Annotated in this window: 13 protein-coding genes; 11 read left to right on the top strand and 2 right to left on the bottom strand. The window is 63.7% G+C overall.

Annotated features, from left to right (window positions below; all coding sequences use genetic code 11):
• The 4 genes from JCM7686_RS12860 (at position 1) to murD (ending at position 5,465) form a co-directional block, all read left to right on the top strand.
• Positions 1-1,485 (top strand): UDP-N-acetylmuramoyl-L-alanyl-D-glutamate--2,6-diaminopimelate ligase, encoded by a 1,485-nt coding sequence (locus tag JCM7686_RS12860; protein ID WP_020951254.1) that lies wholly within the window; start codon positions 1-3, stop codon positions 1,483-1,485.
• Positions 1,482-2,867: a UDP-N-acetylmuramoyl-tripeptide--D-alanyl-D-alanine ligase gene (locus JCM7686_RS12855; protein WP_020951253.1), complete on the top strand. Its 1,386-nt coding sequence runs from the start codon at positions 1,482-1,484 to the stop codon at positions 2,865-2,867. Before JCM7686_RS12860 ends, JCM7686_RS12855 begins: the two co-directional genes overlap by 4 nt.
• 2 nt (positions 2,868-2,869) lie before the next feature.
• On the top strand, positions 2,870-3,952 hold the full coding sequence (gene mraY / locus JCM7686_RS12850; protein ID WP_020951252.1) for a phospho-N-acetylmuramoyl-pentapeptide-transferase: 1,083 nt from the start codon (positions 2,870-2,872) through the stop codon (positions 3,950-3,952).
• 109 nt (positions 3,953-4,061) lie between these two features.
• Positions 4,062-5,465 carry a UDP-N-acetylmuramoyl-L-alanine--D-glutamate ligase gene (gene murD / locus JCM7686_RS12845; RefSeq protein ID WP_020951251.1) on the top strand — a complete coding sequence of 468 codons (1,404 nt, stop codon included), beginning with the start codon at positions 4,062-4,064 and terminating at the stop codon, positions 5,463-5,465.
• A 39-nt stretch (positions 5,466-5,504) separates the two neighbouring features.
• Here murD and JCM7686_RS12840 read toward each other — a convergent pair whose 3' ends face one another.
• Complete coding sequence (locus JCM7686_RS12840; protein WP_148292625.1) at positions 5,505-6,161, bottom strand: hypothetical protein; 657 nt, start codon at positions 6,159-6,161, stop codon at positions 5,505-5,507.
• A gap of 196 nt (positions 6,162-6,357) precedes the next feature.
• On the bottom strand, positions 6,358-7,509 hold the full coding sequence (locus tag JCM7686_RS12835; protein WP_020951249.1) for an OmpP1/FadL family transporter: 1,152 nt from the start codon (positions 7,507-7,509) through the stop codon (positions 6,358-6,360).
• A 490-nt stretch (positions 7,510-7,999) separates the two neighbouring features.
• Here JCM7686_RS12835 and guaB point away from each other — a divergent pair, with 490 nt between their 5' ends.
• The 7 genes from guaB (at position 8,000) to JCM7686_RS12800 (ending at position 18,430) form a co-directional block, all read left to right on the top strand.
• The gene (gene guaB, locus JCM7686_RS12830; protein ID WP_020951248.1) at positions 8,000-9,448 is read left to right on the top strand and encodes an IMP dehydrogenase; all 1,449 of its coding nucleotides are present in this window, start codon (positions 8,000-8,002) and stop codon (positions 9,446-9,448) included.
• A 66-nt stretch (positions 9,449-9,514) separates the two neighbouring features.
• Positions 9,515-10,420 carry a lysozyme family protein gene (locus JCM7686_RS23505; protein ID WP_148292624.1) on the top strand — a complete coding sequence of 302 codons (906 nt, stop codon included), beginning with the start codon at positions 9,515-9,517 and terminating at the stop codon, positions 10,418-10,420.
• A 79-nt stretch (positions 10,421-10,499) separates the two neighbouring features.
• The gene (locus JCM7686_RS12820; protein ID WP_020951246.1) at positions 10,500-11,651 is read left to right on the top strand and encodes an RsmB/NOP family class I SAM-dependent RNA methyltransferase; all 1,152 of its coding nucleotides are present in this window, start codon (positions 10,500-10,502) and stop codon (positions 11,649-11,651) included.
• 58 nt (positions 11,652-11,709) lie between these two features.
• Positions 11,710-13,824 (top strand): hybrid sensor histidine kinase/response regulator, encoded by a 2,115-nt coding sequence (locus JCM7686_RS12815; protein WP_020951245.1) that lies wholly within the window; start codon positions 11,710-11,712, stop codon positions 13,822-13,824.
• Positions 13,825-14,198: 374 nt separating this feature from the next.
• On the top strand, positions 14,199-15,269 hold the full coding sequence (recA, locus tag JCM7686_RS12810; RefSeq protein ID WP_020951244.1) for a recombinase RecA: 1,071 nt from the start codon (positions 14,199-14,201) through the stop codon (positions 15,267-15,269).
• 207 nt (positions 15,270-15,476) lie between these two features.
• Positions 15,477-18,134, top strand: a complete 2,658-nt coding sequence (alaS, locus tag JCM7686_RS12805; protein WP_020951243.1) for an alanine--tRNA ligase — start codon at positions 15,477-15,479, stop codon at positions 18,132-18,134.
• The gene (locus JCM7686_RS12800) at positions 18,131-18,430 is read left to right on the top strand and encodes a DUF1330 domain-containing protein (protein ID WP_020951242.1); all 300 of its coding nucleotides are present in this window, start codon (positions 18,131-18,133) and stop codon (positions 18,428-18,430) included. The genes alaS and JCM7686_RS12800 overlap by 4 nt, the downstream gene beginning before the upstream one ends.
• The last annotated feature ends 10 nt before the right edge of the window (positions 18,431-18,440 follow it).

The following is an 18,440-nucleotide window of genomic DNA, read 5'->3' as shown; positions in this document are numbered from 1 at the left end:
GTGTCTGAGACTGCGAAACGTTTGTCCCTTCTGGGGCTGAGAGGGGACAAGGGGCGTGATCCCGAGGTAACGGGGCTCGCGGTCGATTCGCGACAGGTCAAGCCGGGCTATCTCTTCGCCGCGCTGCCGGGGTCGAGCGCGCATGGCGCAAGCTTCATCCAATATGCCCTGCGTCTGGGCGCGGCTGCGGTGCTGACCGACCGCGAGGGCGCCGCTTTGGCTGCGGCCGAGCTTTCGGGCGCCGAGGCCGCTCTCGTGGTGGTTGAGGATCCGCGCGCGGCGCTGGCCGCCGCTGCCGCTTTGTGGTTCGGCGCGCAGCCCGAGACGCTGGTCGCAGTGACCGGGACCTCAGGCAAGACCTCGGTCGCGACCTTCACGCGGCAGATCTGGCAGCTTCTGGGCGAACAGGCGATCAGCTTGGGCACCATGGGCGTGCAGGGCGATTACGAGGCGAAGCTCGCCCATACCACGCCCGAGCCGATCACGCTGCATCGCGTGTTGGCCGAGGCCGCCGCTGCGGGCGTCACCCATGCCTGTATGGAAGCCTCGTCGCATGGGCTGGACCAACGGCGTTTGGACGGCGTGCGGGTGCTGGCGGGGGCTTTCACGAATTTCACCCAAGACCATCTCGACTATCACAAGAACTTCGACGAGTATTTCGCCGCCAAAGCCTTGCTCTTCAATCATATTCTGGAAGAGGGCGCGAGCGCGGTCATCAATATCGACGATCCGCGCGGTCTTCAGTTGCTTGCGATCGCACAGGCGCGCGGGCTGAAAATCATCCGCGTCGGGCGCAGCCCCGAGGCCGATCTGCGCATCCTCGGCCAGCGCTATGATGCGACCGGGCAGGATCTGCGCTTCTCGATCTTCGGCAAGACCCATATGGTCCGGCTTGCGCTGATCGGCGGCTTTCAAGCGGAAAACGTGCTGGCGGCGGCGGGGCTCGTCATCGCGACCGGCACCGATCCCGACGCGGTGGTCGCGGTCTTGCCGCGCCTGACCACGGTGCGCGGCCGCATGGAGCTGGCGGCGATGCGCGAAAACGGCGCGGCGGTCTTTGTCGATTACTCGCATAAACCCGGCGCGCTGGCCTCGGCGCTGCAATCCCTGCGCCCGCATGTCATGGGCCGCATCGTCGTGATCTTCGGCGCAGGCGGCGATCGCGACCGGCTCAAGCGCCCGCTGATGGGCGAGGCCGCGCGCGACTTTGCTGATGTGGTCTTCGTGACCGACGACAACCCCCGCTCCGAGGATCCGGCGGCGATCCGGGCCGAGGTCATGGCGGGCGCCGGACCCGATGCGATCGAGGTCGGCGACCGCGCCGAGGCGATCTTGCGCGGCGTCGATGCGCTCCAGCCCGGCGATGCTTTGCTGATCGCGGGCAAGGGCCATGAAACCGGCCAGATCATCGGCAACGACATTTTCCCCTTCGACGATTCCGAGCAGGCCTCGGTCGCCGTCGCAGCACTGGACGGCAAGATATGACCGCACTTTGGACCGCAGCCGAGGCCGAAGCCGCGACGGGAGGCAAGGCCTCCGGCAGCTGGACGGTCACCGGCGTCTCGATCGACACGCGCACGATTGCGCCGGGCGATCTCTTCGTGGCGCTGAAGGCCGAACGCGACGGCCATGATTTCGTGGCCCAGGCGCTGGCCAAAGGGGCGGGCGCAGCGCTGGTCTCGCGCATTCCCGAGGGCGTCGCCTCGGACGTGCCGCTTCTGATCGTCGATGATGTGCTCGACGGTCTGACGGCGCTTGGCCGGGCCGGGCGCGCGCGCGTTTCGGGCAAGGTCATCGCCATCACCGGCTCGGTCGGCAAGACCTCGAGCAAAGAGATGATGCGCGCAGGCCTTGCCGGTCAGGGCCGCATTCATGCCGCCGAAGCGAGCTACAACAACCATTGGGGCGTGCCGCTGACCTTGGCGCGCATGCCCGCCGAGACCGATTTCGCGGTGATCGAGATCGGCATGAATCATCCCGGCGAGATCGAGCCTCTCGCCCGGCTTGCCCGCCCTCATGTCGCGCTGATCACCACCGTCGCCGCCGTTCATCTCGAAGCTTTCGGCGTGGTCGAGGGCATTGCCCGCGAAAAGGGCGCGATCTTTGCCGGTCTCGAAGCCGCAGGCACGGCGATCCTGCCCGAAGACCTCGCGGTGACGCCGATCCTGCGCGACGCGGCCGATGAAGCGGGGGCGATTGTCATCGGCTTTGGCGCCCATGGCATGGGCCAGCTTCTCAAATCCGAGGCCATGGGCGAGGAGATGCGCGTCCGCGCGCGCATTCTCGGCAAGGTCGTCGATTACACGCTCCAGAGTGCCGGCGCGCATTTTGCGATGAATTCGGTCGGTGTGCTCACCGCGCTTCATGCCGCGGGCATTGATGTGGCCGAGGCGGCGCGCGGCCTTTCGGTCTGGCGCCCCTTCCAGGGACGCGGCGCGCTCGAGGATCTGGGTGACATCCGGCTGATCGACGATTCCTATAATTCGAACCCGACCTCGCTATCGGCCGGTCTCGCGACGCTCGCGCGTCTGGACGGAGGCCGCCGTATCGCGATCCTCGGCGATATGCTCGAGCTCGGCCCCGAGACGGTCGAGATGCATCGTGCCATGGCGGAAGATCCCGCGATCGCTGCGGTCGCGCTGATCCACAGCGCCGGTCCGCTGATGCGTCATCTCCACGAGGCCCTGCCCGCGGAGAAGCGCGGGATCTGGGTCGAAACCGCCGCCGAGCTCGCCGCGCGGGTGAGCGAACTCGCCCAGACCGGCGATATCGTGCTCGTGAAGGGATCGAAATCGTCGAAGGTCTCGACAGTGGTTGACGCGCTCAGGCGTTCGCTGCAAAGCAGCGCCCCTGAGAATAGGGGATAGCGATGCTATATTGGCTCACCAGCCTGTCGGACGGCGGCGATTTCTTCAACCTGTTTCGCTATATCACCTTCCGGGCAGGCGGCGCCTTCTTCACGGCGCTGATCTTCGGCTTCATCTTCGGCCGCCCGCTGATCGACCTGCTGCGTCGCCACCAGAAAAAGGGCCAACCGATCCGCGATGACGGCCCGCAAAGCCATCTCGCTAAGGCCGGCACGCCGACCATGGGCGGGCTGCTGATCCTGGCCGCGCTGACGGTCGGGACGCTGCTCTGGGCAAGGCTCGACAATGGCTATGTCTGGATCGTGCTTCTGGTGACGCTCGCCTTCGCGCTGATCGGCTTTGCCGATGACTATGCCAAGGTGACGAAACAGCACCATGCCGGGCTCTCGGGCCGGGTGCGCATGGCGCTTGGCTTCGTGATCGCGGCGATTGCGGGCTTTTCGGCGGCGGCGCTTCACCCCGACGCGCTCTCCCATCAGCTCGCGATTCCCTTCTTCAAGAATGCCTTCATCAACCTCGGGATCTTCTACATCCCCTTCGCGATGTTCGTGATCGTGGGCGCGGCCAATGCGGTCAACCTGACCGACGGGCTCGACGGGCTGGCGATCATGCCGGTGATGATCGCCTCGGCGACCTTCGCCATCATCGCCTATATGGTCGGCAATGCGAATTTCTCGACCTATCTCGGGCTACATTTCGTCCCGGGCTCGGGCGAGCTCGCGGTCTTCTGCGCCGCGCTCATCGGCGGAGGCCTCGGATTCCTGTGGTATAACGCGCCGCCGGCTGCCGTCTTCATGGGCGACACCGGCTCGCTCGCCCTCGGCGGCGCGCTCGGAGCGATTGCGGTCGTGACCAAACACGAGGTCGTTCTAGCCATCGTCGGCGGCCTCTTCGTGGTCGAGGCGCTTTCGGTCATCATCCAGGTCCTCTACTTCAAACGCACGGGCCGCCGTGTCTTCCTGATGGCCCCGATCCACCACCATTTCGAGAAAAAGGGCTGGGGCGAGGCCCAGATTGTGATCCGCTTCTGGATCATCGCCCTCATCCTCGCGCTGATCGGCCTCGCCACGCTCAAGATCCGCTGATCCCACGGCCCCGTGACAAAGCGGGGCTGTCCTCGTCTTTCATGTTCAAATATCCTCTGGGGGTCCGGGGGGCGAAGCGCCCCCGGCGTCAGAGCGCAAGGGGGCTTTCATGATTCCCGTTCAGGGCGTTCAAAACCAGACCATCGCCGTTTTGGGCCTCGGCCGCTCCGGTCGCGCCACGGCGGCCGCGCTGACCGAGGGCGGCGCAGATGTCGTCGTCTGGGATGACGGTGCCGATACCCGCGCAAGCGCCGAGGCCGAGGGCCTCACCTTGCGCGATCTCACCCGCGAAACCGCATGGGAGGGCGTTTCGGCGCTGATCACCAGCCCCGGCATTCCCCATCTCTACCCCAAACCCCATCCGGCGATTGCCATGGCCTTGCGGCTGGGCATTCCGGTCGACAATGATATCGGGCTCTTTTTCCGCAGCTTTGCCACCCGCGACTGGGACAGTTTCGACATCACCCCCCGGGTGATTGCCGTCACCGGCTCGAATGGCAAATCGACTACCACTGCGCTGATCCACCACATCCTGACCGAGGTTGGCCGCCCCGCGCAGATGGGCGGCAATATCGGCACCGGGGTGCTCTCTCTCGATCCGGCGCAGGATGGCGAGGTCGTCGTGCTGGAGCTCTCGAGCTATCAGACCGATCTTGCCCGGGCGCTGACCCCCGATGTCGCCGTCTTCACCAATCTCTCGCCCGACCATCTCGACCGCCATCACGGCATGGGTGGCTATTTCGCCGCCAAGCGCCGCCTCTTCGCCGAGGGCGGCCCGGATCGCGCGGTGATCGGGGTCGATGAAATCGAGGGGCTCTATCTTGCCGATCAGCTGTCTGAAGGGCCGCAGGATGATCGCGTGATCCGGGTCTCGTCCGAGACCAAGCTCGACGCTTTCGGCTGGTCGGTCTTCGCCAAGAAGGGCTTTCTCTCGGAATACCGCAAAGGCCGTCAGGTCGCCTCGATTGATCTGCGCGCCGTCACCGGGCTCCCGGGCGCGCATAACCACCAGAACGCCTGCGCGGCCTATGCCGCCTGCCGCGCCGTGGGCATCCCCCCGCGCGAGATCGAGGCCGCGTTCCACAGCTTCCAAGGCCTGCCGCATCGCAGCCAGACCGTGGCCGAAATCGGCGGCGTGCGCTGGGTCAACGACAGCAAGGCCACCAATGTCGATTCCGCCGAGAAGGCGCTGCTCGCCTTCAAAAACATCCGCTGGATCGCGGGCGGCATGGGCAAGGAGGGCGGGATCACCTCTTTGGTTCCCCATCTCGGCAATGTCGTGAAGGCCTATTTCATCGGCCATTCGGCGCGCGACTTCGCGCTCGAGGTTGGCCAAAGCGTCGATTACGAAATCTTCGCGACCATCGACGAGGCCGTCGCCCGCGCCCATGCCGAGGCGCAATCGGGCGAGACCGTGCTGCTTGCCCCAGCCGCCGCGAGCTTTGACCAATTCCCGAATTTCGAAAAGCGCGGCGAGCATTTCACTGCTTTGGTGCAGGCGCTCAAGGGCTAGGCTCAGTTCTACGCCGCGGCTCAATCCTGGGCCGCGGACTCAGGGCGAGAGCCGGATCGGGCCAAGAGCGCGCGGGTCGATGTCGCCGGCCTCTTGTTCGTCCATCCCTGCAGCCTTTCGCAGCTCCGCGTCAAGTTTTGCATCCACAATGTGAAAGCCCTCGGGGAATATCCCGAACGAAGAGCCCGTGCCGGTGACGAAGATCCGCGAGCCGGGCGCGAGGTTTGCGCGTGCCTCCTCGGGATAGCTGCACAGCCTGTGAAACACCGGCGGCAGCTCCTCGAGCACGATATGGCGGGGGCATTTCCCGTCCCCGCCTTTGGCAGATTGCACGACATAGACCATACCGATGGGCTGTCCGAGCGCCAATGTCATGACAAAGGGAAATGACACGAGGACCAGCATCCTGCCAAAGAAAAAGCCCAGCAAACAGACAGCCACTTTGGTCATCCTTCCAAGCGGCTTTCCCTTGTTGACCTCTGGCGGAACTCGGGCGTCCAACCAGATAACCCCGTAGGCGCAGATCACTCCGACAACGAGTGCCGCGACTTGCATCTGCGCGGCCCAGTCGGGAGCGGGCAAAAAACTGCGCCCGAAGAGTTTGTAGACTATCGGCAGGCCGCTCGCGAAGATGACCAGCGGCACCAAGAAGGCGTACCAAGGTCGAGCGGGCTTTGGCGGGCAGGCATCGGTCAACAGCGATCTCCTCCGGTGGGGGCTTCTGGATGTGGTTGGGAGAGGGCTGGACGCGTGATGGCTTGGCTTGGCGTGGTGCAGGCTTGGCGCCGCCCGTGGCCCGTGGCGTCTGTGACCCGGCTGGTTTTGGCGCGCGGCGCCTCGTAACGAAAAGGCCCCGCGATCGCGAGGCCTTTCCACATCAGATCGGCAGGGATCAGAAGCTATAGCCGACGCGGACGCCAATGCCCCAGATGTCGCCATTGTCGGTTTTGGCGACTTGGGTCTTGTGAGCATCAGGACCGACGCCAAGGGTCGAGCCGCCGAGCTTCGAATAGTTGATGCCGGTGGTGACCTTGATGTTGTCCTGCGTGTAGATCGCGGCCAGAGTGATGCCCTTGCGGCCGTTGTAAGGCGCGAGCGGCGAGATCAGATCGCCCTTTTTCGGCTCATAGATGAACGAGGCCGAACCCGACCAGTTGTCGGTGAACTTGCGCCCGACGCCGATCGTATAGGTCGTGGTGTCGTTGAGCGAGACCAGCTCGGTCGGGCCAAGCGGGGTCTGGATCGGGAAGAGGGCGTTGTCGACCTTGAACTCGGACCATTTCACCCAGCGGATCGAGCCGAAGACCAACGTGTCTTCCGCCACACCCGTCTGACCTTCCAGCGTCCAGCTGCGCGGCGTCTTGACCTTGTGCTTGCCCGTGACCGTATCGGTCAGACCGCCGGTCGCCGCCAGAATGGCGGGGCTGGTTTCGGTCATGTTGAAATTATGTTCGATCGGCGAGTTATAGGTCAGCGAGACGCGCGCGGCGAGCTCGGGGACCTCATAGGCGACACCGGCCAGCCAGCCGACGCCCCACGCCCCGTCGATATCCAGATCATAGCCGCCGATGGCCTGATAGGCTTGGCCATGCAGCGTCACATTGCCATCCGCGCGCGAGCCGCGAATACCGCCATGGACCGAGAAGTTATTCTCGAATTTGTAGCGCAGAATGCCGGTATAGGTGGTCGAATTCACATCAACGGTCGTGCCGCCCAGAACCGGCGAGCCGCCATTCGCGGGGGTTTTGTAATTGATATCGGCGCCGAAAGGCTGCTCGATGATGATCGCGGCCGAGAGATTGTCGTTGAACTGATGCTTGTAGGCGAGGCCGAAAAAGCCATAACCGCTCGCGACATTCTTGGTCTCGAACCCGGCAATGTCGCGGCCCTTCACATCGGGAGATGCGCCGCCAAAGCTCAGCTCGGCATAATTGCCTTTTTCAAAAAGCACGTTGAGCGACTGGGGGGCACGTTCGATCCCGCCCGCAAAAGCCGGGGCCGCTCCGATCAGCAAACCGCCGAGCGCTGTAATGGTTCTTTTCATTTGTTCCTCCCCTGAGTCATCTGACTTCTCCGGATCAAGGTTGTTCGAGCGCGGGGCTCGGGTCAATTCTGCGTTATGGCTGACGTGGCGTTGCAAGCTTTTGAGCGGGGCAGGCGTGTCCTTGCGGCAACGTTTGACCCGATGAGCGGCCGAAGCCGCGAAACTCATCACTGCACTGAGCGGGGAGGGCCGAAGGCCGGACGGATTGCGCCCCGCCACGGCCAAAATAGCCGCGCCCGCCGTGCCTGCGCTCTGCCAGTTTCCGCCGGGTCAAGCAAGCGATATCCCCTTCGATATCCCCGGCGAAATTCCCCAAGGGCATCCCGTGCAATGCGCGCGCGATTCAGCCAAGATCCTGCCGAGATCTTGCCCTGCCGAGAAGTTACAAAAATTTGCGCGAACGGCCCGGATTTGCTGGGCGGCGGGCTGGACATTTCCCGAAGGGCGTGAAAGGGGAAACTGCCAAATCGAACACTGACAGGAGACATCCATGCAGATTCGCGAGGCACTCACCTTCGACGACGTCTTACTCGTACCCGCAGCTTCGACGGTCCTGCCGTCAACGGCGGATGTGACGACTTATGTGACCCGCCAGATCCGCATGAACATCCCGCTGCTTTCGTCGGCGATGGATACGGTCACCGAAAGCCGCATGGCAATTGCCATGGCGCAAGCGGGCGGCATCGGCGTCATTCACCGCAACCTCACCTCCGAACAGCAGGCCGACGAAGTCCGTCGCGTCAAACGTTTCGAATCGGGCATCGTTTACGCGCCGATCACCTTGCGCGCCGATCAGACCTTGGCCGATGCGAAAGCCCTGCAAGAGCGTTACAACGTCACCGGCTTTCCGGTCGTCGACGCCAATGGTCGCGTCGTCGGCATTGTGACGAACCGCGACATGCGCTTTGCCAGCGACGAAAAGACCCCGGTCAGCGTGATGATGAGCTCGGAAAATCTCGCCATCCTGCAAGAGCCCGCTGACCGCAATCAGGCGATCGACCTGATGAAGGCGCGCCGGATCGAGAAGCTGCTGATCACCGATGGCGCGGGCAAGCTGACCGGGCTTTTGACCCTGAAAGACACCGAGATGTCGGTGCTGAACCCGCTCGCTTGCAAGGACGATCTCGGCCGCCTGCGCGTCGCGGCGGCCTCGACCGTGGGCGAGGAAGGCTTCGAGCGCAGCATGGCGCTGATCGAGGCGGGCGTCGATCTCGTCGTTATCGACACTGCGCATGGCCATTCGGCGGGCGTCGCCAAAGCCGTCGAGCGCGTGAAAAGCTTCTCGAACTCGGTGCAGGTGGTGGCGGGCAACGTCGCGACCGCTTCGGCCGCCAAGGCACTGGTCGAGGCCGGTGCGGATGCGATCAAGGTCGGGATCGGGCCGGGCTCGATCTGCACGACCCGCATCGTCGCGGGCGTGGGCGTGCCCCAGCTGACCGCGATCATCGACGCGGTTTCGGGCGCGGGCGAGACCCCGGTCATCGCCGATGGCGGCATCAAATTCTCGGGCGATTTCGCCAAGGCGATTGCGGCGGGCGCAAGCTGCGCCATGGTCGGTTCGGCGATTGCCGGGACCGATGAAAGCCCGGGCGAGATCATCCATTACCAGGGCCGCTCGTTCAAATCCTACCGCGGCATGGGCTCGCTTGGCGCCATGGCGCGGGGCTCGGCGGATCGCTATTTCCAGAAGGATGCGGCCTCCGACAAGCTGGTTCCGGAAGGGATCGAGGGGCAGGTGCCCTATAAAGGCACGGCGGCGGCGGTGATCCACCAGCTCGTCGGCGGGCTGCGCGCCGCGATGGGCTATACCGGCAATGCGACCGTGGCCGAGATGCGCAAGAATTGCGAATTCGTACGCATCACCGGCGCGGGCCTGTCCGAAAGCCACGTCCATGACGTGCAGATCACCCGCGAAAGCCCGAACTACCGTTTGGGCTAAATGGGGGCGGGCAGAGCTGCCCGCGCTCATCATATCTTAACCGCCCGGGGCTAGAGAAAAGAAGATGTGCTTCTTTTCGGTCCCGGGATGCTCCGCCAGCTGATCCAATTTGCCCTGACGCGTCCGTATCGCCCTGTCTTGGGCCTTGCGGCGCTTGTGGCGTTGCTGATCGCCCCCGGGCTGGCTCGGGCGCAGGCGGCAGGCCCGGCCGAGGTTTGCGAATGGGCCGCCATGCAGGCCTCGCGCGAAACCGGCGTGCCGCCCGATATCCTGATGACCCTGACCTTGACCGAAACCGGTCGCAAATTGAACGGCGCGCTGCGTCCCTGGGCGTGGAGCGTCAATGTGGGCGGCGAGGGCCATTGGTTCGAGGATCCCCAAAGCGCCATCCGTTTTGTCGAGGATCGCGTGGCGCAGGGACAAAGCAACCTCGATCTGGGGTGTTTTCAGCTCAATTGGCGCTGGCACAGCCAGAATTTCACCTCGGCGACGCAGATGTTCGACCCGCTGGAAAACGCCCGCTATGCCGCGCGTTTCGTCAGCGATCTTTATCTCGAAAGCGGGAATTGGCGGATGGCTGCGGGGAATTTCCACTCGCGGACACAGGTCTATAGCGATCGCTATCTTGCGCGGTTCGACACGTTGCGACGGATGGTGCAGGACGGGGATTATGACGGGCTTTCGCCGCCCGCTGCCTATAACACCTTCGCGGCTGTGGACACGCGGCGACGCGGGCGGGTGCCGCGCGAAAGGGTGATGCTGCTTGGCGCGCCGCTGGGATCAGAGGTGAGCGGGATCACCCCCTCGCTCGCGGTCTTTGCCGACCGTCCGGATCGCCCGCTGATCGGCGCCACGGGGGCGCTGATCGACATGAACGGGCGCGGCGCGCTGATCGGGAATGCGCGCGCGGCGCTGATCGGCGCGCGGGCACCTCCCGACCTCTCCGATCTGCCAGAGCTGGCCGAGCCCTAGCCGCGCGTGGCTTGACTTTCCGCGCGCGCGCACCTTTCTGGGCGGATCACCTGTCTCACTGCCCAAAGGGCCAAGGATCATGACCCCCGCCGCCCGTATCTCTGCCGCCATCACCATTCTCGACCGCGTTCTGGGCGGAGAGCCCGCCGAAGCCGCGCTGATCCGCTGGTCGCGCGCCAGCCGCTATGCCGGTTCCGGCGATCGCGCGGCGGTGCGCGATCTCGTCTTTGATAGCCTGCGCCGTTTGCGCTCGCGCGCGACCTTGGGGGGCGCGATGACGGGGCGTGGGGTGCTGCTTGGCGCGTGTCGCGAGGCAGGACGCGACCCCGCCGAGATCTTTAGCGGAGAGGGTCATGCGCCTGCGGTCTTGACCGAAGCCGAGCTTGCACTGGGCCGCGCGCCCGCAGGCGCCGAGGCGCTCGATCTGCCCGACTGGATGCTGGGGGAATGGCAGGCCTCGCTCGGCGATCAGGCCGAAGCTGTGGCCGAGGCGATGCGCACCCGCGCTCCCGTCTGGCTGCGCGTGAACCCACGCAAGGCCGACCCCAAAGCGGCGCAGGCGGCGCTTGCGGCGGAGGGCATCCTGACCGAAACCTCGCCGCTGCTGGAGACCGCGCTTGAGGTGCGGGAGGGCAGCCGCAAACTCGCGAATGCCCAGGCCTATCGCGAGGGTTTGGTCGAGCTGCAAGATCTCTCGCCCCAGCTTGCCTGCGCGGCTTTGCCCCTTACGGGAAGTGTCCTTGATTTCTGCGCGGGCGGGGGCGGCAAGGCCTTGGCTTTGGCCGGGCGCGGCGCGGCCTCGGTGAGCGCCCATGACATCGACCGCGCCCGCATGGCCAACCTGCCCGAGCGCGCGCGTCGTGCCGGGGGCACGATCCGTCTGGTGCCGCCCGGCAAGGCTGCGGGCCGGTTCGATCTGGTTGTGGCCGATGTGCCCTGTTCCGGCTCGGGAACCTGGCGGCGCACGCCCGACCAGAAATGGCGGCTGACCGAAGCGGATCTCGAGCGGCTTGGCGGACTTCAGACGCAAATCCTTGACCAAAGCGCAGAGGTGGTCGCGGCTGAGGGGCATCTTGCCTATATGACCTGCTCGGTGTTTGCCCGTGAAAATCAGGATCAGGTGCAGGCGTTTTTGAGCAGGAATTCCGGCTTTGTTCTGGAGAAAGTGACCGAATATTCGCCTCTGACCGCATCAGATGGATTTTTCTGCGCAATTTTGCGGCGAAATTAACCCCTGATTAATCCCGCCTTGCTATGACATCGGAAACAGGGCGGATTCGAGGGTTATGATGACACGAAAGGAAATGCCGGCGATCGCGCTGGCAATGGTGCCGTTATTGACGGCGCCGGTCGTGGTGTTTTCCTTCTGGTTCGCCTTCCAACCAAACAGCCTCAAGGGCACGTTTTTCTTCATCCTCTTCTCGGTGGCCTTTGCCTGGTATCTGCTCGGCGGAGCCTATGGTCTGCGCCATCTGATCCAAGCGGCGAATGATCGCCGGGAATTGCGGGGGTTGCGTGCCGATTTGCTCGGACTGCCGGAGGCTGCCTTTGTCGCGATGCCGGACGGGCTTATCCTCGCGCAGAACAATGTGTTGATGGATCATTTGGGCGATCTTGTCGGGCGTCAGGTGCAAGAGGCGCTGGGGCGCTCCATCGCCAATCCCGATGCGGTCTGGCGCACGCTGGGGGTCGCGCTGGGACGGCGCGGGCAGTCCCGGATTGATCTGGGCGCGGCGGGGACCTTTGTCGTCACGCGCAAGGCGGGGGCGCATTTGCAGCTCTGGCGTTTTGCTCCTTCGGTCGAACCGGTCAGCGTCGAGCCTCCGCCGCAAAGGCAAAGCGACGTTATCCAGTTCGACGAATTGCCGGTTGCGCTTTTGCTTCTGGACGCCAAGGCCACGATCATGCGCGCCAATGAGGCGGCAAGGGATATGCTCGGCCGTGACCTCCAGGGCCGCCCGCTCGCCATGCTTCTCGAAGGGCCGGGGCGGCCTCTGGCCGATTGGGTCGGCGATGCCTGCGCGGGTCGGATGCAGGTGGGCGCCGAGGTGCTTCGCGCGCGTGATCAGGGGCCTGAACATTTCGTGCAGGTGACGCTGAAAGGCGGGCAGGGCGATTGCGTGACGGCGGTTCTTTCTGACGCGAGCGATCTCAAGCGGCTTGAGGCGCAATTTGTCCAAAGCCAGAAAATGCAGGCGATTGGCCAACTTGCGGGCGGCGTCGCGCATGATTTCAACAACCTTTTGACGGCGATTAGCGGGCATTGCGATCTCTTGATGCTGCGCCACGACAAGGGCGATCCCGACTATGCCGATGTCGACCAGATTTCGCAAAACGCGAACCGGGCGGCGGCGCTGGTGGGCCAGCTTCTTGCCTATTCGCGCAAGCAGACCCTGAGGCTGCAGCTGGTCGATCTGCGCGACTCACTCTCGGATTTGACGCATCTGCTGAACCGGCTGGTGGGCGAGAAGATCGTGCTGACCTTTCACCATGATCCGAAGCTCAGCCTGATCCGCGCGGACAAACGCCAGCTTGAGCAGGTCATTATGAATCTCGTGGTGAACGCGCGCGATGCTATGCCCGAGGGCGGCGATATCGCGATCACCACGGCCAATATCACGACCGACGGCCCGATCATCTCTGGCCATGCCCAGCTGCTGCCCGGCAATTATGTTCGTGTCGAGGTCAGGGATCAGGGTACGGGCATCCCGGTCGAGCATATGGGCAAGGTCTTCGAGCCGTTCTTCTCGACCAAACGCACTGGTGAGGGAACTGGCCTTGGCCTCTCGACGGCTTATGGCATCGTCAAGCAAACTGGCGGCTATATTTTCTGCGACAGTGAGATCGGGGAAGGCACGACCTTCTCTCTCTATTTCCCGGCCCATGCCGGTGAGGTCGCGGACCCCGATCCCGATCAGGCCGTGAGCCCCCGTCCGAGCGCGGCGATGTTGCCACGGATCGAGAAAGAGGTCACCGTGCTTTTGGTCGAGGATGAGGCCCCGGTCCGCGCTTTTGCCAGCCGGGCGCTGCAGCTTCAGGGTTTCAAGGTGTTGGAGGCTGCTTGCGCCGAAGACGCGTTGGAGCTTTTGTCGGACCAGCGGCTCAATGTCGATGTCTTCGTGACTGATGTCGTCATGCCGGGCATGGATGGGCCAGCCTGGGTTCGAACCGCTCTTCGCGACCGTCCGGCAACCCGCGTGATCTTCATGTCGGGTTACAGCGAGCAGATCTTTGCAGAAGGCGGCTCGCCCATCCCTCATGCCGCGTTTTTGGCCAAGCCCTTCTCACTGAGCGAGCTGACGGCATTGGTCAGCAAACAGCTTGAGCCTGCGCCGATGCGGGAGGAGCCAGAGGTGACGATTTTTGCCGCCCCGCATCTGGATCACGAGATGCACAGTCTTTGAGACCGCGTTAAGGGCGCGGCTCTGCGGGCCAGGTGTTCACTGGACCGGTGTCGCGCCATGTTCTCTGGCCTGTCCCAGATCGAGTTGCGTTTCGACAAAAGTTCGCCAGACGGATTGTCTGCAGGAACACGCGCGCCGAAAGCCAGCGGGCCGGGGACGATCGGCTGGGCGCGCCGGATGCATTTACGTTTTCCAATCAACCATTTCTTAACCTGCCGCGTGCAGACTAAAGCCCATGCAACGTCAGGTGATGATGGGCCGCGGAAAAGCATTGCAAAGCCCACTGGGATGGTAGATAAGAACATTAAGCGAACACTGGCCGCGCAACGCAGATTGCCCCACCGGGTGGGGTGTGAAATAAGGGCATGGAAAGCATGGCAGGGGCGACACTTTTCGACATGAACGACAAGAAAACGGCTGACAAGCAGAAGGCGCTCGACAGCGCCCTTGCCCAGATCGAACGGCAGTTCGGCAAGGGCTCGATCATGAAACTTGGCGCGGACAATCCCGTGGCCGAGATCGAGGCGACCTCGACCGGCTCGCTCGGGCTCGATATTGCGCTGGGGATCGGCGGCCTGCCCAAGGGCCGCATCATCGAGATTTTCGGGCCGGAAAGCTCGGGGAAAACCACGCTGACGCTGCATGTCGTGGCGGAAGAGCAGAAAAAGGGCGGCGTCTGCGCCTTTGTCGACGCCGAACATGCGCTTGATCCGCAATATGCCAAAAAGCTTGGCGTTAACCTTGACGAATTGCTGATCAGCCAGCCCGATACCGGCGAACAGGCACTGGAAATCGTCGATACGCTGGTGCGCTCGGGCGCGGTCAGCCTGGTCGTGGTCGACTCGGTCGCGGCTCTGACGCCCAAATCCGAGATCGAAGGCGATATGGGCGACATGCAGATGGGCTCGCAAGCCCGCCTGATGAGCCAGGCGATGCGCAAGCTCACCGCCTCGATCGGGCGCTCGAACTGCATGGTCATCTTTATCAACCAGATCCGCATGAAGATCGGCGTGATGTTCGGCAACCCCGAGACGACGACCGGTGGCAATGCGCTGAAATTCTACGCTTCGGTCCGTCTCGACATCCGCCGCACCGGCGCCGTCAAGGATCGCGACGAGGTGATCGGCAACGCCACCCGCGTGAAAGTGGTCAAGAACAAGGTCGCGCCGCCCTTCCGTCAGGTCGAATTCGACATCATGTATGGCGAAGGTATTTCCAAGGTGGGTGAGTTGATCGATCTTGGCGTCAAGGCTGGCGTGGTCGAGAAATCGGGCTCGTGGTATTCCTACGGCGATGAGCGCATCGGCCAGGGCCGCGAAAATGCCAAGCAGTTCCTGCGCGACAATCCCGAAACCGCCTATGCGATCGAGGACAAGATCCGCGCCAGCCACGGGCTTGAATTCGGAACGGGCGAAGAAGGCGGCGACGACGTCGTCGAAGAATAAGCCCGACAGACGGATCCGAACTGTTTGCCAAAAGGGGCCGAGAGGCCCCTTTTTCCATTTCGAGGCGCGATCTGCGGCCCTGACCCCGGCCTCTCTCAGACCAATCTCGCAAGGTTGCGCCTTTACGCTGGCCCCGCCGGGCGATATTGGCTTTTCTCACATCTTTAGACAGCGCCGGTTCGTGGCCCATCAGCGGGATTTCCTGAAATGCCAAGCCTGAACGATATTCGTTCCACCTTCCTGGATTTCTACAAGCGCAACGACCACCGTGTCGTCGAGTCGAGCCCGCTTGTGCCACGCAATGACCCGACGCTCATGTTCACGAACTCGGGCATGGTCCAGTTCAAGAACCTGTTCACCGGGGTCGAGCATCGCGATTATACGCGCGCGACCTCGGCGCAGAAATGCGTGCGCGCGGGCGGCAAGCACAATGACCTCGACAATGTCGGCTATACCGCGCGCCACCACACCTTCTTCGAAATGCTCGGCAACTTCAGCTTCGGCGATTACTTCAAGAAAGAAGCGATCCCCTTTGCCTGGGAGTTGCTGACCAAGGATTTCGATATTCCGAAGGACAAGCTCTTGGTCACGGTCTATCACACCGATGACGAGGCCGCCGATATCTGGAAGAAGGTCGCGGGCCTGACCGATGACCGCATCATCCGCATTCCGACCGATGACAACTTCTGGCGCATGGGCCCGACCGGCCCCTGCGGCCCCTGCACCGAGATTTTCTTCGACCACGGCGATCACATCTGGGGCGGTCCTCCGGGCTCGAAGGACGAGGATGGCGACCGCTTCATCGAGATCTGGAACCTCGTTTTCATGCAGAACGAGCAGTTCGAAGACGGCTCGATGCGCGCGCTCGACATGCAGTCGATCGACACCGGCATGGGGCTCGAGCGGATCGGCGCGCTGCTGCAGGGCAAACACGACAACTACGACACCGATCTGATGCGCGCGCTGATTGAAGCCAGCGCCAATGTCACCAGCTCGGATCCCGATGGTCCGGGCAAGGTCCATCACCGCGTGATCGCCGACCATTTGCGCTCGACCTCCTTCCTTCTGGCCGATGGCGTCATGCCCTCGAACGAAGGCCGGGGCTATGTGCTGCGCCGCATCATGCGCCGCGCGATGCGTCACGCGCATATTCTGGGCGCGAAAGATCCGGTCATGCACCGTCTGGTTCCGGCGCTGGTGCGCCAGATGGGCGCCGCTTACCCCGAGCTCAGCCGTGCGCAATCGATGATCGAAGAGACGCTGAAGCTCGAAGAAACCCGCTTCAAGCAGACGCTCGACCGTGGTTTGCGCCTGCTCGACGATGAGCTGGCCAAGCTTCCGGAAGGCGCGAACCTGCCGGGCGAAGCGGCATTCAAGCTCTATGACACCTATGGTTTCCCGCTCGATCTGACGCAGGACGCTCTGCGCGAAAAGGGCCGCGCAGTCGATACCGCTGGTTTTGACAGCGCCATGGCCGAGCAGAAGGCCAAGGCGCGTGCGGCATGGTCGGGTTCGGGCGAGACGGCTGACGCGACGATCTGGTTCGATCTGGCCGAAAAGCACGGCGCGAGCGAATTCCTTGGCTATGACACCGAAGTCGCCGAGGGCCAGATCCTGTCCTTGGTGCAAGAGGGCGCGGGCGTCGAGGCCGCGACTGAGGGCCAGACCGTCCAGATTGTGGTAAACCAAACGCCGTTCTATGCGGAATCGGGCGGTCAGATCGGCGATACCGGCCTGATCAAGACCGAGACCGGCGCGGCGCGTGTGACCGACACCAAGAAGGTTTCGGGCCTCTTTGTCCATTCGGCCGAAGTCACGCTTGGCACGATTTCGCGCGGGCAGGGGGCACAGCTTTCCGTCGATCACGCCCGTCGCAGCCAGATCCGTGCGAACCACTCGGCGACCCACCTGCTGCACGAGGCGCTTCGCCACGCGCTTGGCGATCACGTCGCGCAGCGCGGCAGCTTGAACGCCGCCGACCGCCTGCGCTTCGACTTCAGCCATAACAAAGGCGTCGCCGCCGAGGAGCTGGCGCAGGTCGAGGCCGAGGTGAACGACTACATTCGCCAGAACACCGCAGTGGAAACCCGCATCATGTCGCCCGACGATGCCCGCGCGCTTGGCGCTCAGGCGCTCTTTGGCGAGAAATATGGCGATGAGGTTCGCGTCGTCTCGATGGGCCGTCAGGAGGGCTCTGACAAGGGTCTCGACAAGACGACCTATTCGCTCGAGCTTTGCGGCGGCACCCATGTCGCGCGCACCGGCGATATCGGCGCATTCGTTCTTCTGGGCGACAGCGCGTCGAGTGCGGGCGTGCGCCGAATCGAGGCACTGACCGGCGAAGCTGCTTTGGCCCATCTGCGCGCCGCCGATGCGCAACTCTCTGAAATCGCAGGCGTTATCAAGGCGCAGGCGGGTGAGGTCGTCAATCGCGTCAAGGCTTTGTCGGATGAGCGCAAGGCGCTGGCCAACGAAGTCGCGCAGCTCAAACGCCAGCTCGCCATGGGCGGCGCGACCGAGGCGGCTCCGAAAGAGATCAAAGGCGTCAAGGTCATCGCGCGTCGCTTTGATGGCGTTTCGGGTAAGGAGCTTGGCGCGCTGGTCGATGAGCTGAAAGGCAAGCTCGGCACCGGCGCGGTCGTCGCTTTGGCCGAGGCCGATGGCAAGGCCACGGTCGCGGCGGGCGTCACGGCGGATCTGGTTGGGAAGGTCTCGGCGGTCGATCTGGTGCAGACGGCGGTCGCGGCGCTTGGCGGCAAAGGCGGCGGTGGTCGTCCGGATCGCGCACAGGGCGGCGCCCCTAGCCTTGATGCGGCAGATGCGGCAATCTTGGCCGTCGAACAACTGATCGAGGCCCGCGCATGACCGCTTTGTGGATCGCCAATGTCCATGTGACCGATGAAGAGGCTTACAGCCGCTATGCCAAGATCGCGACTGTCGCGATTGCGGATCATGGCGGGGTCTTTCTGGCCCGGGGCGGGCGCCACGTCCAACTTGAGGGCCGGGACCGGCCGCGCAATGTGGTTGCGCGGTTCCCGAGCCTCGAGGTGGCCGAAGCCTGCTATCGCTCGCCCGCCTATCAAGAGGCGCTGAGCCATGCGATTGGCGCCTCCGAGCGCGATCTTGTGATCGTCGAGGAAGTGCCTCCGGCTGCTGAATAAGCATGATTTG

This window comes from Paracoccus aminophilus JCM 7686 (assembly GCF_000444995.1).
Taxonomy (GTDB): Bacteria; Pseudomonadota; Alphaproteobacteria; order Rhodobacterales; family Rhodobacteraceae; genus Paracoccus; species Paracoccus aminophilus.
This window is presented reverse-complemented; position numbering and strand designations above follow the sequence as displayed.